Below are 26192 nucleotides of genomic sequence, written 5' to 3' on the forward strand. Positions count from 1 at the left end.
GACGCCACCGCCATCAACCGGGCCGCAGCGCCCGCCCCGCCCCGTCCGTCGTCGTCCACGACTCCATGGCCGCGGCGGCCGCCACCGCCGCCGCGGAGACCGCCCAGTTGCTCGCCGACGCCGTCACCGCTCGGGGCGTCGCGCACCTGGTCCTGACCGGCGGGTCGGGTGGCGAGGCGCTCGCCGCGGCGCTGCCCGCCGCCCTGGCCGCCGCCGGGTTGACGCCTGCGAACGGCCTGGAACGGCTCCACCTGTGGGAGGGCGACGAGCGCTTCGTGCCGGCCGATCACCCGGACCGCAATGACCTGCAGGTGGCAGGACTGGTGGCCGCGGGCATACCGGCGGCCAATGTGCACCGGCTGCCGGGACCCGAGCAGGTGGACTCCGTCGACGCGGCGGCGGCTGCGCTCGCCGAGGCGCTGCGCGAGCACGGCCCGGCCGATGGGCGTTTTGACGTCGTTCACGTGGGACTGGGGCCGGATGCGCACGTGTGCTCGTTGTTCCCGGGGCACCCGGTCGCGCCGACCACCGGCACGGACGTAATCGCCGTGCACGACTCCCCCAAGCTACCGCCCGAGCGTGTGTCCTTCACCTTCGACGTTCTGCACCGGGCTCGTCGGGTCATGGTTGTCGCCGGTGGCGCCGGTAAGGCCGAGGCGGTCGCGAAAGGCCTGGCCTCCCCCGATGTTGTGGCCGCCCCGGCCTCCTGCGCCCGCGGCGAGGCTACGGTCTGGCACCTGGATCATGCGGCTGCGGCCGGTATACCCGACTGACTCGCTCCGTCCGGCCCTACTTGAGCCGGTCTGGCACGCCCGTCGGCGTCCACAGGCGTGCCCCGCGACAGGTATTCGGCTCGGCCTGTGGACAGCCCCGGGTTGCACCTGGGCAGGCCAGCGCATCTCGGTTACCGTATTTGTATGAGAATCCAACCAATTGGCTCATCCGACCTGAACGCCTCCAACATCATCCTCGGCCTGATGCGCATCAAGGAGCTCAGCGACGCCGAGATCCGTACCCTGGTGGGAACTGCCCGCGACGCAGGTATCACCATGTTCGACCACGCCGACATCTACGGCCGCGACCACGCCTGCGAGGAGCGCTTCGGCGCGGCCCTGAACTGGTCGGCCGCCGAGCGTGAACAAGTGGTGCTGCAGAGCAAGTGCGGCATCCGCTGGGGCTGGTTCGACTTCTCCACCAAGCACATTCTTGAATCCGTAGACGCCTCTCTCCAGGCGCTGCACACCGACTACCTGGACGTGCTGCTGCTGCACCGGCCCGACGCGCTGGTCGAGCCCGAGGAGGTGGCAGCCGCCTTCGATCAACTCGCAGCTTCCGGGAAGGTGCGCCACTTCGGCGTCTCCAACCACACGCGCGGCCAGCTCGAGCTGCTGCGCGCCACCGTGGACCAGCCGCTGCTCGTCAACCAGCTGCAGCTGTCCCTCACGCATGCAGACATGATCGCCGAGGGCGTGGCCCTAAACATGCGCCACGACCAGTCTGTGGTGCGCACCGACGGCATTCTCGACTACTGCCGCCTGACTAACACCACCATTCAGGCCTGGTCTCCCTTCCAGGCCGGTGACGGCTCCGGCCCGTACCTGGGCAACCGGGAGCGCTACGGGGAGCTCAACGATGTCGTGGACCGCCTGGCTGCCGAGTACGGCGTGCCTCCGGAGGCGATCGCCGCCGGCTGGATCACCCGTCATCCCGCCCACATCCAGGTGGTGCTGGGAACCACCCGCCCGGAACGGGTCGAGGCCGCGGCCGCGGGCTCCGAACTGCCGCTGACGCGCGAGCAGTGGTACGAGGTCTTCCGCGCCGCCGGCTACATCGTCCCCTGAGACGACTGCGGGTCTGGCCGCGCAATCCGCCCCGTCATGCTGTCTGTGCCCCACCCATCCGCCCGCCTGGTGCCGGTGGCCTGCGCGCTCTCGGCAGTGCTCGCCTTGGCCCCTTGCGCGCTCGCGTCCCCGACCGCGGCAAACACCACGATTTCGGCGGACGCGCAGACCACCGCCGATGTCTCCTGGGATGAGCGTGGTCGGCTCGTGCTGGGCGCGGCGGACGCGCTGGCCGCGCTCGAGACGCTGCCGGAGGACTCCCCCGCCGCCGTCTCCTGGGGTGAAGGTGGTTCGCGCACCGGCTGGTTCGGTCAGGCGTGGATGGACGTCGATGGCGATGGCTGCGACACCCGCAACGAAATCCTGGCCCGGGACCTCAGCGACGTGGACTTCTCCCGTGAGGACGGCACGCAGGGCCTCGATGCTGGGCGTGGGCAGGGGGCGGCCGTCTGTCCCGACGCCACCGTCTGGTCTGGCACCCTCCACGATCCCTATACCGGGGCCACGATCGCCTTCCAGCGCGGGCAGGACACCTCCGACGCGGTTCAGATCGATCATGTGGTTCCGCTGAACTACCTGTATGCGCACGGCGCCTGGGCATGGGACGAGCGGCAGCGTCTGCTGGTGGCCAACGATCCGTTGAACCTGCTTGCGGTGGACGGGGCCGCCAATCAGGACAAGTCCAACTGCGGCCCTGCCACCTGTCCGGCCGGCTCCACCGAGACGGGCACCTGGACCGCCGCCACCGGGCCCGGCTGGTGGCCCGACGACGTCGGCTACCGCTGTGAGTACGCGCGCCGCTTCGTCAGCGTGGCGGCCGCCTACAACCTCGGCCTGCCGGACGCCGACGCCGATGCCCTGCGCACGGCCCTGACCGACTGCGCGGCCGGTGGTAATGGTGCCGTCTCGGTGCCCGAGCGTGTCCGCAGGGTTGGCGCCCGGGTGGGGCGAACGGTGCTGAGCAACCGTGTCTATACGTTGGTGTGTGCCGCCGGCGCGCTGCTGATCGGGCTCGGGCTGCTGGCCCGTGGCCGTGCCGCCCTGCGCGCCGCCGGCGGCAAGCGTCCTCCCCGCCCGCGCCCTTCTCACCGAGGTCGGTAGAAGTTGCCTGCCGGCGTCGGTCGAAGTGGCATCGAGGCTCTGGGCCGATCATCTAGGATCAGGCACGTGGCGAATATGCAGTCGGGCCGAGCGGCCGGAAGCGAGGACCGGAGCATTCCCGGCGCCAACGATCCGGTGTCGGCACGCGTGGACGTGTGGCTGTGGAGCGTGCGGCAGGTCAAGTCCCGCTCCGCTGCGACCGCGGCTTGCCGCGCCGGCCATGTGCGTATCAACGGCGAGACCGCCAAGCCCTCCCAGCATGTGAAGGTGGGCGACGAAATCCGCTACCGTGTGCAGGGATTCGACCGGCTGCTGCGCGTACAACGCATCCTGGTCAAGCGGTAGCGCGCCCGTCGCCCGCACCGCCTACACCGACTTCTCTCCCCCACGCCCGACCCCGCTGGATGCGCCCGCCGCGATCGTTCGTGACCGCGGCGCCGGCCGCCCCACCAAGAAGGAGCGCCGTCAGCTCGACGCCCTGCGCGCTACCGGCCGGGATGCCGTCGACATCGAGCACCTGCTAGACCAGGACTAAAGGAGGATCACATGGCTCCCTCCGCTCGCGCCACAGGTGGCGCGGCCGCCATTGCTGCCTTGAGTGCCATCGGGGCGCTGGCGGTGCGGCGACGGGAGCTGGGCCCAGGCTTAACCGCGTGGCCCGCGAGTTGCGTGCACCGCTGCTGGTGATTGGCCGGGGCCAGGCAGGCGTGCCCGAGGACCTTCCCGCCGACTTCTCCTCGGTGCTTTCCTCACGGCTGCCCGCGCGGGTATTCCCATCCGGCTCGGGGCGGCGTGACCTCATCGCCGCCGGCGGGCTGGAGGTACCGGTATGGCGGTACGAGCCGGACTCGCGGCGGCAAGCACCGCCGTCGGGCGCCCTCGTGTGGCTGCACGGTGGCGGTTATGTGGGTGGTTCCCCCGCCCAGGATCACTTGCTGTGCTCACGCATCGCCCGAGAACTGGGCATTCTGGTGGTTTCCGTCGATTACCGGCTGGCACCCGCCCACCCCTACCCGGCGGCCCTCGACGATGCCTTCGCCGCTCTGCGCTGGCTACACGCCGAGGCCGCGGCCGAGGGCGTGGATGCGGAGCGGATTGCGATCGGCGGTGCCAGCGCCGGCGGCGGGCTCGCGGCCGCGCTGGCGCAGCGTGCCCTGGACGAAGACGTCCCGGTGGCCTTTCAGCTGCTGATCTACCCGATGTTGGATGACCGCACGGGTGCCGGCGGCGTCGGAATACCCGGCCGCGGCGAGTTCGTGTGGACCGCCCGCCGCAACGCCGAAGGCTGGGGCGCTACCTGGGCCGTCCGGTCGCCGAGCCGGCCGACCGGTGGACGCCGGGGCGCTGGGCGGTGCCGGCTCGACGGGAGCACCTGGCCGGGTTGCCGGACGCTTGGATCGGCGTTGGTGACTTAGACCTGTTCCTCGACGAGGACCGCGCCTACGCCGAGCGTCTGGAGGATGCCGGCGCACAGGTGCAGCTGCGGGTTGAGCCGGGTATGTATCACGGCGCCGACTACTGCACGTGGTCGGCGGCGATGCGCAGTTTCCGCAGCGACGCGATCGATGCCCTGCGTCGGGGGCTGGCGAACGGAAGCTGAAGGCCCGCGCAGTTGCCCGGTGGCGGATCTCAGGCCAGGCGTCGCAGCAGGGCCTCGACGGTACGCAGCACGCCGGCTTCGGTGTTCGCGGGCGCGGTCCAGCGGGCGACGGCCTGAATGCCGGGGTGGGCGTTGGCCATGGCGAAGGACAGCTCGGATCGCTCGTACATGTCCAGGTCGTTGAGGTAGTCGCCGAAAACGGCTGTCTGTGCCGGCGTGATGCCCAGGCGCGTCTGCAGGGCGGCCAGGGCCCGCCCCTTGGAGGCGGTGCGGGGCATCAGGTCGGTCCAGTGCACGCCGGAAACGACGGTCTGCACGTCCGGCACGGCTGCCTTCAGTGCCTGCGAGCTGCCGGCCTCGACGTCGTCGAAGTCGTACACCGCGACTTTCAGCGTTCGGTCCAGCGGCACGGCGAGTAGGTCGTCCACGATCTCCAGTTCCCGGTAGTAGCGGGAGACCTCCTCCACGAAGGGCGGGTCCTGGCGGTCGATGTAGGCGCAGTCCACCCCGGCCAGGACGGCGCCGACGTTGTAGCCGTCGATGCCCAGATCGCGGGCGGTATCGATGGCGGCGACGGTATCGTCCACGGTGATGGTCTCGCAGTGGATGACCTGGTCGCCCTGAACCACCAGAGTGCCGTTCTCGGCGATGATCGGCGAGTGTGCGATCGGCTCCCCCAGCACGGTGCGCAGGTTGGCGAGCTGACGCCCGGAGGCGGGGGCGAACAGCACCCCGTGCTCGCGCAGCCGGGCCACCATGTCGGCGAATCCCGCCGGCAGCAGGCCATCGCCGTCGAGCAGCGTTCCATCCATATCCGTCACTACCAGCCGCAGGTCGACAGGTGCGGGCGGCAGCAGGGCGGGATCGGGATCAGAACCGGGAGCGGTGGAGGGCTTCACGCAGGCGATTGTTACAGACCCGGCGGGTGATCGGGAATCGGAGAGGGGAATCAGACGGTGCGTTTGACGATTCCGTCCACGACGGCGTCGATCGCCTCGATCAGCCTCAGACCGATGACATCCACGCGCCTGAGCAGTTCCCGGCGAGCCAACGCCTCCATGCTCAGTTCCCCCACGAACAGCTGGCGCAGGCCGTCGTCGTACTGTTCACGCACCCGGCGACCCTCCTTACGGGCAGCGGTACACCTCTCTCGGTTAATACGCCCGGAGGAGGTGTCCATGGCACCGACCAGCTGCTCCAGGCCGCGGCGAATGTGCTCTAGGCCCGCCCGAGAGTGCACATCTGGCTGAACCTGCCAGGCGCGGGTCTCGCGCACGAAGTCACGGGTGTTGGTGAGCACCTCATCGAGACAGCGGGAGAAGCGGAACATGTCCTCACGGTCGAGCGGCGTCACCACGCGAGTTGACAGCAGGTGTACGAACTGCAGGCGGGTTGCATCCCCTTGACGCTCGACCTGCTCAATGCGCTGGACCAGCTCGTCCAGCTCCGCATCCGCCTCGCATGCGTGCAGCGCAAGCTCAACGCCCTCAATGGCTAGAGCCGCCTGAGCCGACAGTGTGCCAACCAGGGTCTGGCGCCTGCCCGGTCGGCGTAACCACGCCCGCAGTCGCATCATGCCGTATCCGCCCTTCCGCGCTCAATTGTGCACACCACGCGAAACGGCGTTCAACGGCTCAGCATCATCGCCGCGCCGGTGCCGCACAGCAGGGACACCGGGAGGGTCCAGGCCCAGGCGGCGGCGATCCGGCCGACGGCATTCCACCGCAGTCTTCTCCACTGGGCACCGGGCACGCTCCCCATGAGGCTCCCACGGTGGCCTGAGTCATGGACACCGGGGCGCCGACGATCGCACCCACCGTGACCGCCAGGGCCGTCGCCAACAGCACGTTGGCGACCTGGTAGGCTTGGGGGCAAACACTCCCACGCGCCAGGCACGCCCGGCGGGTCCCAGGCCCAGCCCGGCGCCTGCGGCGAAGGCCAGACCGGATCCTGCGGCTACGAGGCATGGCAACACTGGGGTTCCGCCTGAGCCGCTCGGGGAGTCAGTGAGAGCCGTTGTCCACACCACGGCGAGCTTCTGGCCGTCGTTGAGCGCGTAGGCCCCACAGGCGCAAATGAACCCGCCGGTGCGGGCGTACTCCACCCAGCGGCGGGCATGCGGCAGCCGGATTCTCGCCGCAACCGTCAACATGGCGCGGGCACATACTCCCGCCAGCACCGGCGCGAGACCCGCCAGCACCAGCACCCGCGCGACGAGCCTCCAGTCGGCGTCGCCGCCGACCAGCCGCGCGCCGGTCGCGGCGCCGACCAGGGCCAGCGTCACCGACGTCGGGACGCGCACGACCACCGCCGCCGCCAGCGTCACAATCGCCGCCAGCAGTACCGTGCCGAGCTCCTGGGCATGTCCCTCGCCCAGGAGTCGGCGGTAGGTGTCTGCGACGGGTAGAACACCGGCCAGTGGGACCAGTGCGGTTACCGCGGTGAGGAACGCGACCGGCCGCCAGGGATGACCCGGGGCGTTCGAGAGGCTGAGGGCGCACAGGGGCGCTCCGTCGTTTCTCCCGACGACGGCGGTGAAGGCCAGAACCAGCGCGGCCGTGACGAGCACTAGCGGCGACACCTCATGCGCACAGGGCAATCATCCACCGGTCCGGGTTCTCCAGACGGAACGGCCCCCGGTTGCGCGGGGCATGCACCACCTGACGATCCTGGTCGATGGGTAAGCGGTTTCCACTTCGGTCGACCAGCACCGTCCCAACCGCATCAATAGCCATGATCTCCTCATCCGCGTGGTTCGCAATGCCGCCGAGCCTCACCAACACGGGTGCCTTCAGAAGGTCGGGACGTGCTTCGTCAGGACCGAGCAGATGCGCCGCGCCGGAAACCGTCGTGCGCCCGACCGCCATGGCATCGATCAGCGCCGCGGCGGTGCACTCCTCCGCGGCAATCCAGGTGGTCGGCATTCCCGGCCGCAGTGGTGTGGAACGGTTATGGAAGTCGCTGCCACCAACAATGATGCTGTCCCTGCCACCTGCCGCCGCCCAGGCCAGGGGCGCCGTGCTGGCGGGATTCCGGTAGGAGGAGCCGTGGAAGAGTTCGGCACCGGTCGTTCCACTAAGCAGGGGGTGCAGCCACGAACAGTCCCCGTCGACCGGATGATTCATCGAGATGAAGCCGCCACGCCGCTCAACCTCCCGCATCCAGGAGTCGGCCTCCTGACGAAAGTCGATGGTCCCGATCCGCCCCCAGGCGTTGGCGTGCCCGCGGTGGGTCGTGATCTCCTGTCCGGGGATCAGGGTGATGCCGTGGCGTTGCCCCACGGCGTCGAGGTGTTCGTGGTGGCTAACGGTGTTGTGTTCGGTGCATCCCAGGTAGTCCAGACCGGATCTGACCGCCTCGTTGGCGAGCTCCCACAACGACAACTCCCCGTCGGAGTGAAGGCTGTGGCTGTGGGTATCGCCCGCGTACCAGGTGAGCCCCGGCGGTGCGGGTAGACCGCGGTCGGAGCCACTCAGGACACGTTGAACAGGGGTTTCCCGAGCGCCGTGGTCGGGGCTGGTAGCTGCCGGTGACATGACGGTAACGGAGACGTCCACGCCCCTGGCCGGGAGCTGATGCAGCCCCACAAGCACCGCCCATGCGCCGGCCTGCAACCCCGGCAGATATCCCGGAGTGGCGTCGTTATGCGTTACAACGCAGTTGGTCCTGGCCGCACCCGACCAGCCCCGCAGGCCGTCCGGGCCCAGCAGCCCCAGGTCTATTACCGCGTTAGAGGCATCCCCACCCACCTCGAGGAGGACCTCTATCGAGTCGACATGCTGCGGGAGCTCGAAGGGAATCCGCAGATAGCGGTCGGCGGCCTGATCCGCGAGGGTCGGGTGCAGGGTCGTGCGCTGCAGTACTGTCATGCTTCCGTCTCCTGACTGAATTCTCGCCGCTTCTCACGCGGCGGAGTGACCACCGAGGGGATGGTTGGCCGGCGTCGCAACGTGAGGATGGTGGCCGCGGGAACGTCCAGTTCCCACAGGGGCACCCGCTCCTCCATCACCGCCCCGCTCAGATCGGTCCGGTCCCACTCCCCAGCCGCTCGCACTCGCAGCGGTTCGGGGTGGTGGTAGTAGTTGACGAGACGGGCTTCCAGGGCCCCGTCGTCAAGGCGGCGCAGAGACTCCAGCGCCACGCGTCCATGCGTTGTCAGGGGCGGTGTCACGGCCGGCTCGGCCGCTTCTTCCCCGGTCCCGGTCACGAGGACCGGTTCGAAGCGGAACTGGTCCGCGTGGCGAATGATGTCCGAGTCGTCCCAGTCGGGGCAGGACAAGTCGATGGCGAAGTTGGTGTCAACCGTGGTGCCCAGGTATTGGGCACCGGGCACGTTCAGCTCTGCGCCGGCGGGCTCGTCGCGCAGCGGGTGGAGGTTGACGCTCATGAGTCCGACCGCGCGCAGAAGCGTCAGTACGATTTCATCGGGACGATCGGAGGCCTCGCCGGCGTCGGTACCGGGGGTGACTATCTCGTACTCCATGGTCCGATCGGTAAGGACCGCGACGCCACCGGCATGCACGAACCGGGCAGCCGGGTAGGTCGGGAGGGGAAACTCCCCCCAACCGCCCTCGCCGACGCGACCGCGAAGCGTGACCCCGTACTGCCCGGCGGCGACCGAGCCGGGCAGGTCCCGTCCACAGGTGGGAACATGCACGCGGAGCCGATGATTTCCCACGAGGTTGACGAAAGTGACACGCACCCGTACGAAGCGTTCGTCCCCACGGACCTCCAGCAGCGTGTCGATCGTTTGGTCGCGGATGTCCGAGCCGCGGGACGACCCGTCCCCGTTCAAGCCGACCGGGAGGCGGTGGACGCGGCGGATTCGAATTCTTCCCCGTAGCGGGCCCTGCTCCTCTACCTTGATATCGACCTCGGTGGGCCTGGTGACTGCGCCGGACTGGACGGGGCCGTAGTTGTAGGAGTCCCCCCGGTCCCCCTCATCGGTGAGAGCGAGGGCGCGGGCGACGGCGCGCCCACTGGGGAGGTCCGTGACCGCGACCAGGCCGTCGTCATCGACGTCAATGCGGACGAGGCCGTTGTCCAGAGTCCGCTCCGAGACATGTACCGCATGCTCTACGGCGCCGCCGGTCAGCAAACGTGCGGCACTCATTCCCGCCGCACGGCCCGTCAGCAGTACTCGGTAGGATGGCAAGGCCCGAGTCACTACGTGCCAGAGTTTCTCGGGATGCCCCCTGGCCAGACGGTGTTGAAGCTCTTGGCTGAAGGCAGCGTGATCGAAGGTGCCATGGTCGTGGCGGGACACCTCAAAGACGAGTCCGTCGGCTGTTGGAAAGCGGTAGCCGCATATGGCGTGGCCGAACAGTTCCCGACCGTGGATCCGGCGCAGCACTCGGGGCATGTCGGCGACGGGCAGCCACTCGTCGCCTAGGACCACCGGAAGCGCTTCAATGAGCTGGGCTCCCTCAGGAACGTCGTTCGCGCTTACCTCGAGCACGGTCTCCCCCTGAAGTCCCCGTGCCCAGCCGGACTGGTTGAAGGCGGCCGGCGCTCCGGCAGGAATGCGACCGGCCAGCCGCGGTAGCGCGATGTCGATGACCCCGCGCGCCGTATTGGCGGCGACATGCAGACGCGTCAGTGTATCTTCCGCCGTGTCGTCGCAGCCGCAGCCGGTGACCGAGTCGTGGGCGGAGGACTCGACCACCAGGTTCCAGCCATGCTCACAGAGCTTTCGGCGAGAAGCACCGCCCACCGCGGCGTCAAGACGCTCGGCCGTCGTAAGGCCGCGTTCGGCGCGTGCCATCGCCGCCTTGAGTCCCGTTCTGATCGATAGGACGCCCGGCAGGATATTGCCGCGGGCATGGGAGCGCAGTTCGCCGTCAACTACCGGCAGTGCTTGTAGATCTACGGCATCATGCGAACGTGAGGCGACAACCTCACCCAGGGTGGCCAGGACCAGGTGGGCTTCGGGATGACGCGCGTTGTGGCGGCTAATCAAGTCGAGCATGTCCGCCCGCGGACTCATGTGGTCGGTGCCGAACATTCCCGCCGGTGGATGCCCGCAAAGACGGGAGGCGTGCGCCTGCACATACTCCGCCACCAGCCGATCAACCCTATCCGGCGGATCGAACAGCTTTAGTGCCGAACCGTATCCGTCCCACAGGTATTCCACCCGAACCTCGGAGCCGTCCAGGGCCCTCCACCTGAACGCGTCAGTGCCCACCGCCGCTGGAGCCCCTCGCCACAGGGCGGCGTCGGTCAGGCCGAATCCTTTGAGAATCTGCGGCATCTGGGCGGCATGACCGAACATATCCGGAAGGTATCCGACCCGCATCTCTCCGCCGATGGCGCGGGCGATGCGAATGCCTCGTTCAAGGTTGCGCACCATCGTCTCACCGTCGCAGCAGAACTCGTCCATGAGTATCGCGAACGGTCCCACCGCCAGTTGTCCGCGGGTGACGGCGGCACTCAGCCTCTCGGCGTTCTCGGGACGGATAGCAAGATAGTCCTCGACCATGGCGGTCTGCCCATCGAGAGTGAAACGGTACTCGTCGGCGTCGTCGAGGAGCGTCAGTAGTTGGTCAATGACGGGAATCAGGCGCGCCCGGAACACGTCATGCGGTTCGTACCACTCCCGGTCCCAGTGAGTGTGGGGAATGATCCACATCGCGGTAGGTACGGCGTCGCCGTGCTGCGTCATTGCTGTCCTCCTCCGATTAGTGTGCCGGTGTCGGTGTCGAAGACGAGGACCTTCGCCATTGGGAAGGTGAACCAGCAGCGTTGTCCCGGTTCCGGTAGCGGATCCTCTCCGACTACAGCCTGTAGGCGATCCGTCCCGGCGCGCATGGTGAGCAGGGTGTGGGCGCCCAGGTTCTCCACCGTGTACACATTGCCGGCGACGGCCCCGATCGCGGTCGTCGAGCCGTCCGGCGACGGCGGTGGATCCGCCGTGGTGCCGGCGGGGATCGGTACCCAGTCGACGTACTCCGGCCGCACTCCCCACGTGACATGTGCGCCTTCGGGCAGCGCCTGGGCGGCCACCTCAATGGCCGGGAGCGCCGTGCCCATTGAGGTGATCCGCCCACCGCTTAGGACGCCTGCCACGAGGTTCATGGGGTGGGCGCAATGAACGAGGCGACGAATTCATTGGCGGGGGCGTGGAAGATCTCCCTGGGAGTGCCGACTTGCTGGATCTTCCCGTCTTTCATGACCGCGATGCGGTCTGCGAGGGCGAGGGCCTCGGCCTGGTCGTGGGTGACGAAGACGGAGGTGATGCCGAGCTCGCGTTGCAGCTCTTTGAGAAAGGTGCGGGCTTCGAGGCGTAGCCTGGCGTCAAGGTTAGACAGGGGTTCATCGAGGAGAAGCACCTCGGGGCGAGTGGCGATGGCCCTTGCCAGGGCGACACGTTGCTGCTGTCCGCCCGACAGCTGACCGGGACGACGCTCCAACAAACCATTCAGGGACAACTCTCCCGCCGTGTCAGTGGCAACCTTTCTGCGCTCGGCCTTGGACACCTTGCGGACTCGCAGCGGGTAGGCGATATTGTCTAGGACATTCATATGCGGGAAGAGGGCATAGTCCTGGAACACCATGCGACGCCTCGCTCTCCCGGCTCCGTGTCGGTCATGTCGACGCCACCGATGTGCAGGCTACCCTCGGTGATGGTCTCCAATCCTGCGATCGTTCTCAGCAGGGTGGTTTTCCCGCAGCCGGACGGGCCCAGCAGCGCGAAGAACTCCCCCTCCCGAATCGACAGGTCGATCCCGTCGACACCGCGCACGCCGTTGGGATATTGCTTGACCAGCCCGCGCATCACGATCGTGGACGTCATGACTTAATCCCCCCGTAGAAGCGGAAGCCGAATCGCCTGTTGACGAAGAAATAGATGAGCAGGACGGGGACCGCAAACACCAGGGCGAACACGGAGATGAGGCGTAGATCGGCCTGCCCGGACTCGGTGTAGAAGGTGTACATGACCACCGCGGCCGGCTGACTACCCGGATCACGCAGCAGCAGATAGGGGACTAGGAAGTTGCCCCAGACCTGCACCACTGCCCAGATCGCCACGAAGGCGATGCCCGGCCTGGCGACGGGAATGACGACGTCGGCGAGGATCCTTCCGGGACCGGCGCCGCACAGGCGGGCGGATTCCTCATAGGACTTGGGAACGGAGTCCATGAAGTCCTTGAGAATGAATACGACTGTCGGCAGCAACCCGCCCGCCAGAACGAGGATGACGCCGGTGTGGGTGTTGATGAGGCCGATAGCATTCATCAATTGGAACGTGGGTACCATGGCCGCGGTACCGGTGACGATTGAGGAAAGCAGCAGCATGCCGTACAGGAGGCCGTCGCGTCCTGGTATGCGCACTCGGGAAAGCGCATAGGAGGCCAGTGTGCCCAACACAACCACCACCGCCATGGTGCCCAGGGCGATAATGAGTGAGTTCGTGATCGATCCCATGGCGTAGGGATTGTCCAGCAGCCGACGAAAGTTAGACAGCGTCCACCGCGGCCACTTCACCGCCATCGTCGGGTGGCCGTCGAACGGCGCCAGTATCAACCAGGTAAGGGGCAGGGCGAAAAACACACCGACGATGGTGAGTACCGTGGCGAAGACGATCCGTCGCGCGAACTTCATTGTCGCCCCCTTCCCACACGCATGTATGCCAGGGCGATGATCAGGTTGATCAGCAGCATGAGTACGGACAGGGCAGCGCCGTGACCCAGCTGACCGCCCGGAATAGCGGTTTTATAGATGTATACGGACAGTATCTCGCTCCTACTACCCGGACCGCCGGCGGTGAGCAGGTAAGGGGTGAAGGTATTGAAGGTCCACAGGGTGATCATGAGTGTGTTCGTCAGAATGTGTCCCCTGATCGTGGGCAGGACGACGTCGCGTAGTTGCTGCCAGCCGGAGGCGCCCGCCATTTGCGCGCTCTCCAGCTGTGAGGGCGGCACCGCCGACAGGGCCGAGGAGAACAGCTGCATGGAGAATGCGGTGCCGCACCAGATGTTGAAGATGATGATGACGGCCAGCGGATGCTCGATGAGCCACGCCTTTCCCGGCATGTTGAGCAATGCGTTCAACGTACCTCCGCGCCGGTCGAGCAGGGCTATCCACAGGAAAGAGACGACCGAGCCGGGGATGACCCAGCCGGCTAGCACCACCGACTCCAGGAGGGTGCGCGCCCAGCCGGCGATGCGGCGGGTGGACCAGGCGAGCGTAAAGCCCACAACCGTTTGGCCGATGACGCCGGAGAACGCGACAAAGGCGACAGTCAAACGCAGGGAATTCCAGAACGCGGGATCACGCAACGTGGCCAAGTAGTTGCCGAGACCGACGAACTCTGTGTGCGCCGCGGCCAAGCCGGTGAGCCGATAGTTGGTCAAACCCAGATAGATGGTCCACACCGCCGGGAACAACAGGAACAGCACGATCAGGCCAGGGCGGGGACGACGAATAGGGTGGCGCGCCCCCGTCCCAAGCCCGCGACGTCCTCGGCCCGCCTACGCAGACGCCGATGCACGGCACGCGCCTGTCTCACGATCAGGCTCCGCGTATCGCGTCGGCACCCACGACGTCTTCGAGCGCTGCCACATAGCTGCTCACGGCCTCATCGACACTGGTGCCGGTAACCACGTCGAGCGTGGCCTGCTGCAGCAGCACCGATACCTCCGGGTACTCCGCGAGTCCGGGCCGGTATGAGGTGATCGGCAGGACCTCCTCCGAAACGAAGGACAGCATAGGGTCGGAGGCGAGCAACTGCTCATTGACGTCGTCGCGCGGCGAGATCGACAAGGTTCCCTCCGCACGGGCTCTGAAGGCCTCCAGAGAGTTCATGAAGGCAAGCAGCTCCCAGGCGAGCTCGGGGTTGGCCGAGTTCGGGTTCAACACTCTCGCGGTGCCGCCCGACATGGAGACGAAGTCCTGCCCGTTGACACCGCCGCCGGGGGTCATGGCGGGGATCTTGGCGTAACCGACCAGCGTGTCGCGGTCGGCCATGGGGGCGGTGCCGACCGCCTCGTCGGGGTTGATGACGGAGCGCCAGAAGTAGTCACCCTCCAGCAGGATGGCTATGCGTCCCTCGGCGAACTCCTGGAAGGAGGCGTCACGTCCGGAGGCCTCCTGCTGGAGAATGGGGTCGCCGAGCTCCTCGTCGACATAGATCGTCTTGTACAGCTCCAGCACCTGCCTCATGCCGGGCGTGTCCCCGGCCCACATGCCATCGGACCAGATCGCCTGTCCGGTGCCGACCAGCATGGGCAGGAACCCCTGCATGGTGGTGGCCTCCCCCATGGCGGTCCCGGCGTTGAGCTGGAGGGGGACGACGTCGTCGACCCGCTGCTTGAGCGTGCGCGCAGTCTGGAGAATGTCATCCCAGGATGCTGGCTGCCAGTCGGTGGGCAGTCCCGCTCGTTCGAAGACGTCCCGGTTGTAGTAGATAACGCGTCCGTCGGCGCCCTGCGGCACGCCGTAGCGTCGTCCCTCGAAGGATGCGGCTTGTTGGACCGCCTCGGGAATCTGCTCCCATCCGTCCCAAGATGTCACGGTGTCCCCGGCGATCTCCTCCAGCGGCTTGATATAGCCGGCTTGAGCGAATTCGCCGATCCAGATTCCATCGAGCCCGACGACGTCGGCTCCCTTACCGGATTGGAAGTCGAGCGCCGCCTTGGTCTTGTAGTCCTCGTCGTCGACCCCCTGCGCCTCGAAGACGACCTCGACCGATCTGCCGGCCTCCTGCTGGGCGGCTGTGAACTCGGGGATTACCCAGTCTGCGATCCAGTCGGCCTCCGCGGCGTTCTTCCCGCCGGCGATCGCGTTGGTCATGATGGTCAGGGTGACAGCGCCTGAGGTGGATCCGGATGTACTCCTATCTCGGGATGCGCAGGCCGCCAGTGCGATCGAGGCCGACGCCAGCGCCGCTCCCTGAATCGCGGTCCGTCGTGTGATGGATGACCTAATCGTCATTACCTCCGTGGTGTGTGGCCCACGCCTGCTGCAAGCTCCGCCGCGCGCAACGCATCGGCGGGGACGCCCAGACGATCCGACATCACCTCTTCGTGATGTCCGCCACTTATTAGTCTGGACTTCTGATTAAATGCTGTCAACGCTGGGCGCGCAGTGTTACAGACTTGGGACTCCCGCGCGAATGGCGGATGCCGGGTAGCCGGTTGCGCGGCTCAGGACCGAGAGCTGGGTGGGCGGGGCACGTACAGGTTGTCGTGGACAACCGACGCGGCGCCGACGGCGCCGACGTTGTCCCCTATCGCCGATGACAGGATCGAGACCGGATGCGGTCCTCTGGCGGACGGGCGCTGCACGGCACGGCGGCTCGCCGGGGCATACCAGGGTTCAAGCAGCTTCCAGTAGGGGCCGCCGAACACAACCATGTCCGCGTCGAGCAACTCGACGGCCATCATGACCAGTTCTGCCATACGCGCGGCCGCTGCGCGCAGAAGCTCATCCGCGCGCCATCCCCCTGGGTCGCCGCGGCGCACAGCCTCTCCAGACGCCACTCAACCGCATCGTAGTCGGTGCGCTGCGGGAGCGGTTCGGGCTGGAGTCCCAGGCCGTGCGCACGTTCGACGATGAAGGCCGGATCATTGTCCATTCCCGTGTGTCTCCCGGGAGTTCGCGAACCGAGCGCCGTCATCATGGTACCGACCTCTCCGCTATTGCCGGAGAATCCTCGCACGGGCTCCCCATTGATCGATAACCCAAGCCCGGTGCCCGTGCCGACGTAGACGAAGATCATGGTCGAGTCCAGAGTCTCTCCGCCCCTCACCCAGTTCTCACCAATCACTGCCGCCAGAGTGTCCTTGACTACCGGAACAGACATCTCCAGGTGACCACCCAGAACCTCACCCAGGGGCACCGCACTCCAACCGGGGAGCCATGCAGGAGAGTCCGGGGCGCCGCTGATCGGATCCAGCGGGCCGGGAATGGCCAGGCATGCGCCCGCCAACCGCCGTTCATCGATGGATTGCTCGCGGATGAGTCGACGCACCGTCTCAGCACCTGAGCCATTGCCGTATGAGGATCGTCGGGATTGACGCGGCGCGCCGACGCCGACCCGGTCACATTCCCTCCGAGATCAAGCGTGACCACCGTGGTGAGTGATGGATCAACATGTATGCCGACGGCGATGCGTGCCGAGCTGACGATATTGAGCAGAGTACGGGGACGGCCACGCCCGTTGACCTCCGTGCCGACTTCGGCGAGCAGACCCTGGCGCTGCAGACCCCGCACGATTGCCGATACCGTCTGCGCCGACAGCCCCGTGGCGGCCGCGATGTCACGTTGGCTGCAGGCGCCAAGACGACGCAACGTGTGGACCACAACGTTCGCGTTGTATCTGCCCAGGTCCACCAAGTTGGTACCCACTCGCATTGAGCCGCCTCCCCCACGGGACGAACATCATGGGCGACTGTCATGGTTCGCCGCGACCAACACCGCCCCGTGGGAGGCTAGCGTACGCACGCCGCATCGACATTGCGGAGGGCAGCCGCCCTAGGGCCGCCACACAGATGGCTCGGGCTCCAGCAGGTCAGAGGCGTCGGCGCCCACACACTCGGCCAGGCTCACGCAGCGCAGCGCCGGATCGTCGTAGGTCGAGTAGTAGTAGGTGCCGTCCGGGCAGAGAAGCAGCCGGTATAGAGCGTGCGCTCGTATACGCCATTGGACATCATGGCGGCGCCGTCGACCATGGAGACATTGCCGAGCGTGTGGAACAGCCGGGACACATTCTCCGCCTCATTGTCCTTGACCGGATAATGGGCGTTCAGGAACGCCGCCTTGGCGAATCGCGACGGCGAGTAATAGTCCCCTGGAATTCCCCGCATTCCAGCCCCAGAGCCGAAGGGAGAAAGGGTCGCATCGCGCCAGCTGGCGGAATCCGGGAGATCGCCGGTGGCAGTGATGAACGTGCGTAGATTCTCCATATGCCAGTCGAATGTCGGCTGGTTGGCGAGGGTATCGACCAGATCGTGGTGAATGTGCATGCCGTCCTTCATGTACTCCACCACGATGCTGCGCGTCCCATCCCCGATGATCCAGTGGAGCAGGGAGACGCGAGGTTCTCACTGACCGGCTTGGCCACAATCGCGGTGTTCGCGAGCGCCGTCTCGACCTCGTCGACGGTGGTGAAGTTGGCGGCGACCCACAGCGGAAACTCGTAGGCGGCCACATTCGTCCTGCCCGCCACGGGCCCGTCCTGGTAGCAGGCATAGCCGGGGAAGTTCAGCCCGGCGACCGCCAGGCCGGCGTCATTGCCGCAGTCGAAGTACAGCGGGTAGTCCTCGAAGACGATACCCATGCCGATGACCGCATGGGCGGCCGGAGCGCCGTCGGAGAACTCCGAGCGGATCCAGAAGCCCTGCGGGACCACCACGATGCGCTCGCCGTAAGACGTACTCCAGTCCAAGTTGCGCCCGAAGTACATATTGCCTTCACTGTCCGTGAACCTGATTCCCGTGCACATGGGACCCTCTTTTCAAGGTTGAGCGTTGACAAGTTGACTTTGAGGTGCCGGCCGGGCCTCTGGCAGCAATTTAGTACGCCACACTCTGCAATGTGCGAGATTTCACCAATTCGATACGGCAGACGCGGTTATCTGGGAGAACCATGAAATTAGGCTGCGGTTTTCCGGGGTGCGGTAAACGGACCATTTCACCTTCGGCGTGCATGGCCAGCACACCCTCCCCAATACATCTACGAAGGCATATGCTGGGTGCATGCTTGAGCTTGTCCATGCTTTCCTTGCCGAGTACGCGCCGACCCAGGAGACAGGCTTATGACGGTGGGCGACTCGCTCATGAGGCGTGAGTGGACGTGACAATCACCTACTCCTTCTCCGGTCACGGCGCCTCGCGCAGCCGGGAAAGGGGCATTACCCGCGAGCAACTCGACTCGGCCCTGAACCATCCCACCTGCGTGACCCCTGGCGAACAGCAGGGACGCAAGAAGTATGTGATCTGCCCCAACTGCGACGGCTTACGAACCGTCGTGGTGGCCTCCGACCCACCGGATGCCACCGGGCACGTCACGATCATTACCTGCTACCTGTCACCTCCCACCGCCGTCTCCGGGAACCGTGGGCGGACGAGACGGCCGATGGAGAACCACCAACATGGACAAGACTCGCACGATCACCGTTGACCCGGCAGTCGGCGCCTGCTACGTCAAGCTCTCGCACGACCCTGTTGCCTACACCGAGGAGTTCTCGGACGCGTTCCTGGTTGACTTCGACGAGTACGGTGTTGCGGTTGGCATCGAGATCCTGGATCTCTCCGCTCCTCTCCCGCTCACCGACCTGTACCGTCAGCTGCATATACGTAAGGGCGACGAGCCGTACCTCGCGAAGCTGTTGCCAACGCTCAGACACTCGCTGTGATTAGATCCGCGTTCCGCCTCCGATTCGACGATGCGACCGCGGACCGGTCTGTCGGCCACGACGACCGCAGCCGGCCGCGCCGCCTATGGCGCCAAGGTACCCCTGGGCAGCGCCCGCCCGGCGACCAGCTCGGCCACGCGGAACACCTCGTCCAGCTCCGGCGCCTGGCCGAGGTAGGCCAGCCGGTACACGAATGTGCCCACCAGCATATCCACGGCAGTATCCGGATCCGGTCCGTCCCACTGCCCGGCGGCCACCGCGCGGGCGATGGCGTCGATCGCCCCGTTGCGGAGCGGCGCGATCACGCGCTCCCGGTACGCAGCGGCCGCCTGCGGATGTCCGGCGAGCTCCACGCCGAGCCCGGGCAGCGCCGTCGTCAGGGGCGGGCGCATGAGCAGCTGCCACGTATGGATGACGATGTGGGCAAGGTCCTCCAGCGGGTCCTCCCCCGGCGGAACTCGCGGGGGCCCAGGGCGGCGTCGACGGCGTCGACGGCGAGCTCCGCCAGAGATGACCAGCGCCGGTAGATCGTGGACTTGGGGACCCCGGCACGCGCGGCCACCTGGTCGGCGCGCAGGCCGTGCAGACCCCTCTCGGTCAGCAAGGCAAAGGTCTCTTGCAGAATGCGCTTGTCCAGGGCGGTGTCGCGCGGGCGTCCGCCGCGGCCCACGCTTCTGCGCCGAGTAGTATCGGTCCGCGCCGCGGACCCGTAGTCCGCCTCACCCCTGTCGTCTGGCTGGTCAGTCACGCCATCCGCCTCACCCCTGTCGTCTGGCTGGTCAGCCACGGCATCCTCCTTCTCCCGTCACCACCTCGCACGCAATTCTTCCATCCGCGCCCGACTTCCGCTACTCTTGGTTGCGCAACTGATGGTTGCGTAATGTTGGGAGGACTCATGGACAAGGTGGATCTGGCGACCTCGGGACTGTTCTTCTCCTGGCTCGCCCACGACTTGGAGGAGTACGCGACCATGCCGGGCCGTGCCCATCCCTATATGCGCTTACTGCCGTTCCTGCCCGAGGAGGTGCGCCTGCGCGGGTTCTCCCGCGATCAGGTGTACGTGGCCCTGAGTCTGATGGGGGTGCTGATGGCGGCGGCCTCCGTGGACGGCTACCGCACCCGCGGCCGCTCGACCTTCTACCAGGCGATGCTCTACGGCTACGGCATGCACGCCTTCATGCACCTGGGGTCGGCGGCGATAGCCCGCGGTTACACGCCCGGCTGCGCCACCGCTCTGCCCGTGGTACTGCCGTTCTGGCGCTTCGCCAAAGCGGCGCTGCGGCAGGACGGCGTCGAACCGAAGTCCGCCCGGTGGACCATTCCGGCCTTCCCCGTCGTCGGCGTCGCGCTGCACAGTGCGGGATACCTGGCCGCCCGGCGCTGGCGAAAGTCTGCAGCATGAGACGCCCAAGCCCTTTGGACGCGGCCACCCTGGGACTGGCTATCTGCTACCTGCTCAATGACTCCGAGGAGCTGGCCACTTACCGCGCCTCCTCCGCCAGGCTGCTGCGGCGGGCGCCGCGCTGGGTGCCGTTGACGGAGCGAGTGCGCCGCGACGGCTGGAGCCAGGCGCACGTGAACCTGGCGATCGCGCTGATCGGAATCCACTGGGTGGGCGCCTCGCTAGCCGGGTACCGCAGTGGAGGCCGCTCGGCCTGGTTTCAGAACGCTGCGGCCGCCTGGGGACTACACGGCTTCGTCCACCTGGCGGCGTGCGCAGCCGGCCGCGGCTACGTCTCCGGGGCGCTGACCGCGCCGGCCGTGATTGCCTACGGGGCATGGGCGCGCCGCACGCTCAGGCGTGCCGGCGTGCCGTCGCGGGTGTCGGTCGCCGGGGTGGCCGCCTCACTGCCGGTGCTGTGCGCCGCGCACACCGGGGCTGAGCTACTTCTCGCCATCGCCCGGCCGGCTAGCGGTACTGTGACAGTTAAGCCCTGACCGGATGGGAAGACAGAAGAGGCCGGCGTGACACGTGTACTGGTGACCGGAACGAGTACCGGACTGGGGCTGGGCGCCCTGGGCGACCTGCTCGCCGCCGGGGCGCAGGTGGTGGCACACGTGCGCCGCCAGGAACAGCTCGACGCCGTCGGTCGCGCCCTGGGCCAGGAGGTTCCCGGCGTCGTCGGGGACCTGGCCGACCAGGCCGGGGTACACCGCGTGGCCGAGCAGGTAGCTCGCCTGGGCGGCGTAGACGCCGTCATCCACAATGCCGGCACCATGGACGAGCGCCTGGTCCTGCCCGTCAACGTGGTGGCTCCGTATCTGCTCACCGCGCTCGTACCCGCGCAGCGGCATGTGTATCTCTCCTCCAGCATGCACCGTGGGGCTCGCCTCAATACCGCCCGCCTGGCCGGGATGGACTGGACGGGTGCGCGGCCGACGGCGTCGTACTCGGACTCCAAGCTGCTGGTGACGACGTTGGCAGCCGCGGTGGGCCGGATCCGCCCGGACACGCACGCCCACGCCGTCGACCCCGGCTGGGTGCCCACCCGCATGGGCGGCGCCGGCGCCCCGGATAACCTGGAGGCCGGGCACCATACCCAGGCCTGGCTGGCCCTCGGCGAGGACCCCCGCACCCACACCAGCGCCTACTGGCACCACCAGCGCACCCAGACCCCCGACCGCCGGGTGACCGACATGGAGTTCCAGGACCGCCTGTTGGCAGCGCTGAAGCAGGCGACGGGAACGCCGCTCGGCTAGGCACCGCCACGGGCATAGACGAACTCACAGGACCGTCTTCCTGCCGCCGTCCAGCTCCAAGACCATTGCACGACGGTCTCGACCCGGCAGCCGCGGCACGTCCCGGCCTGGTGGTACACGATTGACGTCCTAGATTGCCCGCATGCCAACCCTCACCGCTCGCGGCGTCGCCTCCGACGCCTCCCCCGAACAGATGCCTCCCCGTTCCTGGTCCCTGACGCTGACCCTGACCATGCTCGGACTGTTCTCCGCCTGGTTCGGTCCCATCCAGGTGCTCCTAGGACTGCAGGCCTCGCAGCTCGCCCCCGACCATAAGGAGGCCGTGCTGTCCCTGGTGACCGGGCTGGGCGCGCTGGTATCCACGCTCGGCAACCCGATCTTCGGCGCCCTGTCCGACCGCACCTCCGGCCGCTTCGGACGCCGCCTGCCCTGGATCGCCGGCGGCCTGGCCCTGGGCACCGTCGGCCTGCTCATCCTCGCCTCGGCGAACTCGGTCGGAATGATGATCCTGGGCTGGTGCCTGGTGCAGGGCTTCCTCAACGCCGCCTACGCCGCCCTGAACGCCTCGGTTACCGACCAGGTGCCGGTGAACCGGCGCGGGCTGGTCTCCGGGCTAATCGGCGTGGCACAGACCGCCGGCCTGGTGATGGGCGCCGGCATCGCCGCCGCGGCAGGTGGAACCCACACCGGCTACCTGGTGTTGGCCGTGCTGGTGGTTGTCCTCGGCGTCCCGCACGTGCTCAACGCCCGCGACCTGCAGCTGCCCGACGGCGCCCCGCGCCCGTCGCTGCGGCACATCCTCGCCGGCTTCGTACCCCCGCTGCGCTCCTACCCGGACTTCGGCTGGGCGTGGCTGACCCGTTTCCTAGTCAACCTGGGCAACTCCACGGGCACGCTCTACCTGCTCTACTACCTCATGGACGCCGTCGGCATGGAGGCCGCCGCCGCCACCGGCGTCTTCATCCTCACCGGCATCTACGCCGTCGCCGTTTTCGGCTCCACCGTGTCCGGCGGCATCTGGTCCGACCGGTTGGGACGGCGCAAGCCCTTCGTAATTGTGGCCGCGCTGGTCACGGGACTGGCGGCGCTGGACCTGGCGCTCACCCAGAACTGGATCGGCGCGATCGTCGGCGCCGTCATCCTCGGGATCGGCTTCGGCGCCTTCACCAGCGTGGACTTCGCCCTGGTCACCCAGGTCCTGCCAAGTTCCGGCGACGCCGCCCGGGACCTGGGGATCATCAACATCGCCTCCGCCGGCGCGCAGGTGCTGGCGCCAGTTATCGCTGCTCCCGTCGTCACCCACATGGGTGGTTACACGGGTCTGTATCTGATGGCCGCCACCGTCTGCGTGCTCGGTGCTATCTGCGTTACCCGCATCCGCACGGTCGACTAGCAGCCGCACATCGGCGGCACCCCGGCCGGAGTAAGCACTCAGGCCGGCCGGACGGGGTGCCTGATCACCGTGCGCAACCGCTCGGGGGCAACCCGCCGGGCGTCGCTGAGGTAGATCTCGTGGTGACGCCGCACGTCGGAGAAGTCCGGGACATAACCCTCCGACTGCGCGAACTCGTGCATGAGCGTCACCGTGGCGGGCTCGTCGTCGTAGGGGCCCACGTGCAGGCACTGCACACACAGCCCCTCCTGTAGGGGCATGAACTCGACTCGGGAGAAGTCGGTGCGTTTCTTGCGCGTCGCCTCCTGAATTGCCCAGGCGAACTCGGCCTCGGTCACGAAGTCGGGCAACCGGATGGCGGCGATCCACTCGAAGCGCTCCTTGTGGGCGTAGTCGACGTCGCCGACGCCCTCCTGCCACCAGAAGCCCTCCAGCGGCGGAACCACGTAATCGAAGTACCCGTCCATGAGGTGCCCGGCACGCTTGCTCATCTTGATCGTGAAGGCGACGGCGTACAGCAGGCTGATTGCCTGCTGGTACTCCCCGTCCTCGCGGTTGGGGTCCCCGCTGCCGCGCACGGCGATGAAGTTCATGGCGGGGACGTCCACGATGCCCGGCCGCCTGGGCGGGGCGTAGTACTCCTTGTACTCCCGTTTGTAGTCAAAGGCCATGTCGCACCTGCTGCTTCCTTGCATCGGTCGGATCGACGGGTCTCTGCGAGGCATTGAAAAACGCAGAAACCCCGAAACGAAGTGCCTTCATTCCGGGGTTCTCAGTCGGGCTGGCGGGATTTGAACCCACGACCCCTTGACCCCCAGTCAAGTGCGCTACCAAGCTGCGCCACAGCCCGTCCGCTCGCGGCTGGTGCCTCGTGCGAACAGGGAAGACCATATCCCATCCGGCTCCGCCGTCGAAATCCGCAGGCGGTGACGCCGCTCACCGTCCCCTTTGTTCTTTCCACACCTCACTCGCACCGGTACGTCATAAGTGCCGGTCTCGCGAGTCAGGCGGAGGCGCTCCAGGCCTTGATGCCGCCTTCCAGGTTGGTCATGGGGCCACCGTAGCCGGCAGCCTCAAGCGCCTCAATGGCGCGGGCGGAACGGATGCCTCCGGCGCAGTAGACAATCAGCTCCCTGCTGGGGTCCAGTTCGCCACGGCGCTCCACCACTTGGTCGAGGGGGATGTGCACGTCACCGTCGATCGATTCGAGCTCGACCTCGTGCGGCTCGCGCACGTCCAGCAGCGTGTACTCCTGTCCGGGCAGCTCGCCCCCGGCGATGCGGGCACGCAGCTCGGCGGCGGTGATCGTGTTCATGGTGCTCTCCTGCATTTGAGTCTCCTGCTCCTGCCACGGCCGGGTGCCGCAGAGGTCTTCATAGTCCACCAGTCGGGTGATGGTTGGCTGGGAGCCGCACAGGGCAGAACACCGAGCACGCCGGCATCCCCCAGCAGGTAGCGCGTGGGGAAGCCGTCGGTGTCGTCGATCAGCGAGGAGAAGGTCTCCCCCGCGTTCACGACAGTGCCTCTACGGGAGTGTCGGCACCGCGTTCAGTTACGCAATCCCCGGTAGCGGTCAATGAGCTGCCGGGTGGAGGCGTCCTGGGCGGCGTAGGCGGCCTCATCGCCCCGCACTGCGGGGGCGATCTCCAGGGCGAGCTTCTTGCCGAGCTCCACACCCCACTGGTCGAAGGAGTCAATGCCCCACACAATGCCCTCGGTGAAGGTGATGTGCTCGTACAGGGCAATCAGCTGCCCGACGACGGCGGGGGTGAGGGCCGGGGCCAGGATCGACGTCGTCGGCCGGTTGCCGGTGAACACGCGGGCCGGGACGATCGCCTCCGGGGTACCCTCGGCGCGCACCTCCTCGGCGGTCTTGCCGAAGGCGAGGGCGGCGGTCTGGGCCAGGAAGTTAGACAGCAGCAGCTCGTGCACGTCCACCTCGCCGTCCTTGACCGGGTGGGCCGGGTTGGCCACGGTGATGAAGTCGGCGGGGATGAGCCGGGTGCCTGGTGGAGCAGCTGGAAGAAGGCGTGCTGGCCGTTGGTGCCGGGCTCGCCCCAGAAGATCTCGCCGGTGTCGGCCACCACGGGGCTGCCGTCCCAGCGCACGGACTTCCCGTTGGACTCCATGGTCAGCTGCTGCAGATAGGCCGGGAAGCGGTGCAGGTACTGGGCGTAGGGCAGCACCGCGTGGGAGGCGGCCTGGAAGAAGTTCACATACCAGACGTTGAGCAGGCCCATGAGCATGGGCACGTTCTCAGCCGGCGCCTTGGTGGCGAAGTGCTCGTCGACGGCATGGAAGCCGGACAGGAAGTCGGCGAAGTTCTCCGGGCCGACGGTCACGGCCAGCACGGTGCCGACGGCGGAGTCGACCGAGTAGCGGCCGCCCACCCAGTTCCAGAAGCCGAAGGCGTTGGCGGGTCGATGCCGAAGGCTCCACCTTGTCCAGGGCGGTGGACACGGCCACGAAGTGCTTGGCGACGGCACCATCGGTGCTGATGCCGCGCGCGGCAAGCGCCTCCAGCAGCCAGGTGCGGGCCATGCGGGCGTTGGTGAGGGTCTCCAGGGTGGTGAAGGTCTTGGAGGCAATGATGAACAGGGTGGTCTCCGGGTCCAGGTCGGAGACCTTCTCGGCGCAGTCGTTGGGGTCGATGTTGGAGATGAAGCGGGCCTCCAGGCCGTCGCGCACATAGGGGCGCAGGGCCTCGTAGACCATGACCGGCCCCAGGTCGCTGCCGCCGATGCCGATGTTGACAACCGTCTTAATGGGCTTGCCGGTCACGCCGGTCCACTCCCCCGAGCGCACGCGGCGGGCGAAGGCGTAGATCTTGTCCAAAACCTCGTGCACGTCGGCGACCACGTCCTGGCCGTCCACGGTGAGGGAGTCGGTGGCGGGCCGGCGCAGGGCGGTGTGCAGGACCGCGCGGTCCTCGGTGACGTTGATGTGCTCGCCGGCGTACATGGCGTCGCGGCGGCCGGGCACGTCCACGGCCTCGGCGAGCTCGACCAGGGCGTCGCGGACCTCATCGGTCAGGAAGTTCTTGGACAGGTCGACGAACAGGTCGCCCATCTCGTAGGAGTAGCGCTCGGCGCGCTGCGGGTCTTGCGCGAACCAGGCGCGCAGGTCGGGCTCCATGGCCTGGTGCAGCTCCGTGAGGCGCTTCCAGGCGGCCGTGGTAGTGGGGTCAACCGGTGTCTGCAT

The 26192-nt window shown here is 67.4% G+C and carries 30 protein-coding genes, 1 tRNA gene and 4 pseudogenes; 12 read left to right on the forward strand and 23 right to left on the reverse strand.

The features are described 5' to 3' along the window. Positions 1-65: 65 nt before the first annotated feature. The 6 genes and pseudogenes from pgl to BW737_RS18790 all read left to right on the forward strand — a co-directional run bounded on the left by pgl (position 66) and on the right by BW737_RS18790 (position 4542). Complete coding sequence (gene pgl / locus BW737_RS12555; RefSeq protein WP_086614499.1) at positions 66-773, forward strand: 6-phosphogluconolactonase; 708 nt, start codon at positions 66-68, stop codon at positions 771-773. A 144-nt stretch (positions 774-917) separates the two neighbouring features. Beyond that, positions 918-1841, forward strand: a complete 924-nt coding sequence (locus BW737_RS12560) for an aldo/keto reductase (RefSeq protein WP_086614498.1) — start codon at positions 918-920, stop codon at positions 1839-1841. A gap of 36 nt (positions 1842-1877) precedes the next feature. Beyond that, a complete protein-coding gene (locus tag BW737_RS12565; protein ID WP_086614497.1) occupies positions 1878-2942 on the forward strand; it encodes an HNH endonuclease family protein in 1065 nt (354 codons plus the stop codon). A gap of 75 nt (positions 2943-3017) precedes the next feature. Continuing rightward, positions 3018-3477, forward strand: a pseudogene (locus BW737_RS12570) (RNA-binding S4 domain-containing protein). 118 nt (positions 3478-3595) lie between these two features. Beyond that, positions 3596-4357 (forward strand): alpha/beta hydrolase, encoded by a 762-nt coding sequence (locus BW737_RS12575; RefSeq protein ID WP_257210813.1) that lies wholly within the window; start codon positions 3596-3598, stop codon positions 4355-4357. Next, positions 4240-4542, forward strand: coding sequence for an alpha/beta hydrolase fold domain-containing protein (locus BW737_RS18790; RefSeq protein WP_338063933.1), 303 nt, complete (start codon positions 4240-4242; stop codon positions 4540-4542). The genes BW737_RS12575 and BW737_RS18790 overlap by 118 nt, the downstream gene beginning before the upstream one ends. Positions 4543-4571: 29 nt before the next feature. Here BW737_RS18790 and BW737_RS12580 read toward each other — a convergent pair whose 3' ends face one another. The 16 genes and pseudogenes from BW737_RS12580 to BW737_RS17070 form a co-directional block, all read right to left on the reverse strand. After that, positions 4572-5441 carry an HAD family hydrolase gene (locus BW737_RS12580; RefSeq protein WP_257210815.1) on the reverse strand — a complete coding sequence of 290 codons (870 nt, stop codon included), beginning with the start codon at positions 5439-5441 and terminating at the stop codon, positions 4572-4574. A gap of 50 nt (positions 5442-5491) precedes the next feature. Beyond that, the gene (locus BW737_RS12585; protein WP_086614496.1) at positions 5492-6118 is read right to left on the reverse strand and encodes a DUF47 domain-containing protein; all 627 of its coding nucleotides are present in this window, start codon (positions 6116-6118) and stop codon (positions 5492-5494) included. A gap of 50 nt (positions 6119-6168) precedes the next feature. Next, positions 6169-6303 carry a hypothetical protein gene (locus BW737_RS18795; RefSeq protein ID WP_257210816.1) on the reverse strand — a complete coding sequence of 45 codons (135 nt, stop codon included), beginning with the start codon at positions 6301-6303 and terminating at the stop codon, positions 6169-6171. Between the two features lie 22 nt (positions 6304-6325). Then, positions 6326-7111, reverse strand: a complete 786-nt coding sequence (locus tag BW737_RS12590) for an inorganic phosphate transporter (protein ID WP_086614495.1) — start codon at positions 7109-7111, stop codon at positions 6326-6328. Between the two features lie 13 nt (positions 7112-7124). Continuing rightward, the gene (locus tag BW737_RS12595; RefSeq protein ID WP_086614494.1) at positions 7125-8411 is read right to left on the reverse strand and encodes a CehA/McbA family metallohydrolase; all 1287 of its coding nucleotides are present in this window, start codon (positions 8409-8411) and stop codon (positions 7125-7127) included. Next, positions 8408-11203, reverse strand: coding sequence for a glycoside hydrolase family 38 N-terminal domain-containing protein (locus BW737_RS12600; protein WP_086614493.1), 2796 nt, complete (start codon positions 11201-11203; stop codon positions 8408-8410). Before BW737_RS12600 ends, BW737_RS12595 begins: the two co-directional genes overlap by 4 nt. Next, entirely contained in the window at positions 11200-11616 is a 417-nt protein-coding gene (locus BW737_RS17050) for a TOBE domain-containing protein (protein WP_218961914.1), read from the reverse strand. The genes BW737_RS12600 and BW737_RS17050 overlap by 4 nt, the downstream gene beginning before the upstream one ends. Continuing rightward, a pseudogene (locus BW737_RS17055) lies at positions 11613-12334 on the reverse strand (ABC transporter ATP-binding protein). The gene BW737_RS17050 and the pseudogene BW737_RS17055 overlap by 4 nt, the downstream one beginning before the upstream one ends. Then, positions 12331-13143 (reverse strand): carbohydrate ABC transporter permease, encoded by an 813-nt coding sequence (locus tag BW737_RS12610; RefSeq protein WP_086614492.1) that lies wholly within the window; start codon positions 13141-13143, stop codon positions 12331-12333. Before BW737_RS12610 ends, BW737_RS17055 begins: the two are co-directional and overlap by 4 nt. Next, entirely contained in the window at positions 13140-13940 is an 801-nt protein-coding gene (locus tag BW737_RS12615; protein WP_218961917.1) for a carbohydrate ABC transporter permease, read from the reverse strand. Before BW737_RS12615 ends, BW737_RS12610 begins: the two co-directional genes overlap by 4 nt. Positions 13941-14052: 112 nt before the next feature. Next, positions 14053-15333, reverse strand: a complete 1281-nt coding sequence (locus BW737_RS12620) for an extracellular solute-binding protein (RefSeq protein WP_218961918.1) — start codon at positions 15331-15333, stop codon at positions 14053-14055. Positions 15334-15686: 353 nt separating this feature from the next. After that, complete coding sequence (locus BW737_RS12625) at positions 15687-15941, reverse strand: acetate and sugar kinases/Hsc70/actin family protein (RefSeq protein WP_086614490.1); 255 nt, start codon at positions 15939-15941, stop codon at positions 15687-15689. Beyond that, complete coding sequence (locus BW737_RS12630) at positions 15923-16513, reverse strand: ROK family protein (RefSeq protein WP_086614489.1); 591 nt, start codon at positions 16511-16513, stop codon at positions 15923-15925. The genes BW737_RS12625 and BW737_RS12630 overlap by 19 nt, the downstream gene beginning before the upstream one ends. 194 nt (positions 16514-16707) lie before the next feature. Next, positions 16708-16896, reverse strand: a pseudogene (locus tag BW737_RS20070) (MarR family transcriptional regulator); the annotation flags it as partial. Positions 16897-17087: 191 nt separating this feature from the next. Further along, positions 17088-17531 (reverse strand): linear amide C-N hydrolase, encoded by a 444-nt coding sequence (locus BW737_RS17065; RefSeq protein WP_218961919.1) that lies wholly within the window; start codon positions 17529-17531, stop codon positions 17088-17090. Next, positions 17516-17986: a linear amide C-N hydrolase gene (locus tag BW737_RS17070; protein WP_218961920.1), complete on the reverse strand. Its 471-nt coding sequence runs from the start codon at positions 17984-17986 to the stop codon at positions 17516-17518. Before BW737_RS17070 ends, BW737_RS17065 begins: the two co-directional genes overlap by 16 nt. Before the next feature lie 344 nt (positions 17987-18330). On the opposite strand from BW737_RS17070, the gene BW737_RS15770 reads away from it, so the two are divergent. Together BW737_RS15770 and BW737_RS12645 are read left to right on the forward strand one after the other, a co-directional pair. Further along, positions 18331-18663: a DUF4258 domain-containing protein gene (locus BW737_RS15770; protein WP_143233387.1), complete on the forward strand. Its 333-nt coding sequence runs from the start codon at positions 18331-18333 to the stop codon at positions 18661-18663. Next, positions 18635-18898 (forward strand): DUF2283 domain-containing protein, encoded by a 264-nt coding sequence (locus tag BW737_RS12645; RefSeq protein WP_180272217.1) that lies wholly within the window; start codon positions 18635-18637, stop codon positions 18896-18898. Before BW737_RS15770 ends, BW737_RS12645 begins: the two co-directional genes overlap by 29 nt. A gap of 83 nt (positions 18899-18981) precedes the next feature. Here the strand turns inward: BW737_RS12645 and BW737_RS18800 are convergent, their stop codons facing one another. Together BW737_RS18800 and BW737_RS18805 are read right to left on the reverse strand one after the other, a co-directional pair. Beyond that, the gene (locus tag BW737_RS18800; RefSeq protein ID WP_476723626.1) at positions 18982-19290 is read right to left on the reverse strand and encodes a TetR-like C-terminal domain-containing protein; all 309 of its coding nucleotides are present in this window, start codon (positions 19288-19290) and stop codon (positions 18982-18984) included. Then, positions 19275-19685, reverse strand: a complete 411-nt coding sequence (locus BW737_RS18805) for a helix-turn-helix domain-containing protein (protein WP_257210817.1) — start codon at positions 19683-19685, stop codon at positions 19275-19277. The genes BW737_RS18800 and BW737_RS18805 overlap by 16 nt, the downstream gene beginning before the upstream one ends. 108 nt (positions 19686-19793) lie before the next feature. Here BW737_RS18805 and BW737_RS12655 point away from each other — a divergent pair, with 108 nt between their 5' ends. The 4 genes from BW737_RS12655 to BW737_RS12670 all read left to right on the forward strand — a co-directional run bounded on the left by BW737_RS12655 (position 19794) and on the right by BW737_RS12670 (position 22991). Next, positions 19794-20300 carry an HXXEE domain-containing protein gene (locus tag BW737_RS12655; protein ID WP_086614486.1) on the forward strand — a complete coding sequence of 169 codons (507 nt, stop codon included), beginning with the start codon at positions 19794-19796 and terminating at the stop codon, positions 20298-20300. After that, positions 20297-20836, forward strand: a complete 540-nt coding sequence (locus BW737_RS12660; RefSeq protein WP_086614485.1) for an HXXEE domain-containing protein — start codon at positions 20297-20299, stop codon at positions 20834-20836. The genes BW737_RS12655 and BW737_RS12660 overlap by 4 nt, the downstream gene beginning before the upstream one ends. Positions 20837-20863: 27 nt before the next feature. Continuing rightward, a complete protein-coding gene (locus tag BW737_RS12665) occupies positions 20864-21598 on the forward strand; it encodes an SDR family NAD(P)-dependent oxidoreductase (protein ID WP_086614484.1) in 735 nt (244 codons plus the stop codon). A gap of 142 nt (positions 21599-21740) precedes the next feature. Further along, entirely contained in the window at positions 21741-22991 is a 1251-nt protein-coding gene (locus BW737_RS12670) for an MFS transporter (RefSeq protein WP_257210818.1), read from the forward strand. Positions 22992-23029: 38 nt separating this feature from the next. Here BW737_RS12670 and BW737_RS12675 read toward each other — a convergent pair whose 3' ends face one another. The 5 genes and pseudogenes from BW737_RS12675 to pgi form a co-directional block, all read right to left on the reverse strand. After that, positions 23030-23662: a GyrI-like domain-containing protein gene (locus BW737_RS12675; RefSeq protein WP_086614483.1), complete on the reverse strand. Its 633-nt coding sequence runs from the start codon at positions 23660-23662 to the stop codon at positions 23030-23032. A gap of 105 nt (positions 23663-23767) precedes the next feature. After that, a tRNA-Pro gene (locus BW737_RS12680) sits at positions 23768-23841 on the reverse strand. A 153-nt stretch (positions 23842-23994) separates the two neighbouring features. Then, positions 23995-24306: a rhodanese-like domain-containing protein gene (locus BW737_RS12685; protein ID WP_257210819.1), complete on the reverse strand. Its 312-nt coding sequence runs from the start codon at positions 24304-24306 to the stop codon at positions 23995-23997. Continuing rightward, positions 24303-24506 carry a hypothetical protein gene (locus tag BW737_RS15775; RefSeq protein WP_143233388.1) on the reverse strand — a complete coding sequence of 68 codons (204 nt, stop codon included), beginning with the start codon at positions 24504-24506 and terminating at the stop codon, positions 24303-24305. Before BW737_RS15775 ends, BW737_RS12685 begins: the two co-directional genes overlap by 4 nt. Before the next feature lie 33 nt (positions 24507-24539). Beyond that, positions 24540-26192: pseudogene (gene pgi / locus BW737_RS12690) on the reverse strand (glucose-6-phosphate isomerase).

Source organism: Actinomyces ruminis, from assembly GCF_002154335.2.
Classification (GTDB): domain Bacteria; phylum Actinomycetota; class Actinomycetes; order Actinomycetales; family Actinomycetaceae; genus Actinomyces; species Actinomyces ruminis.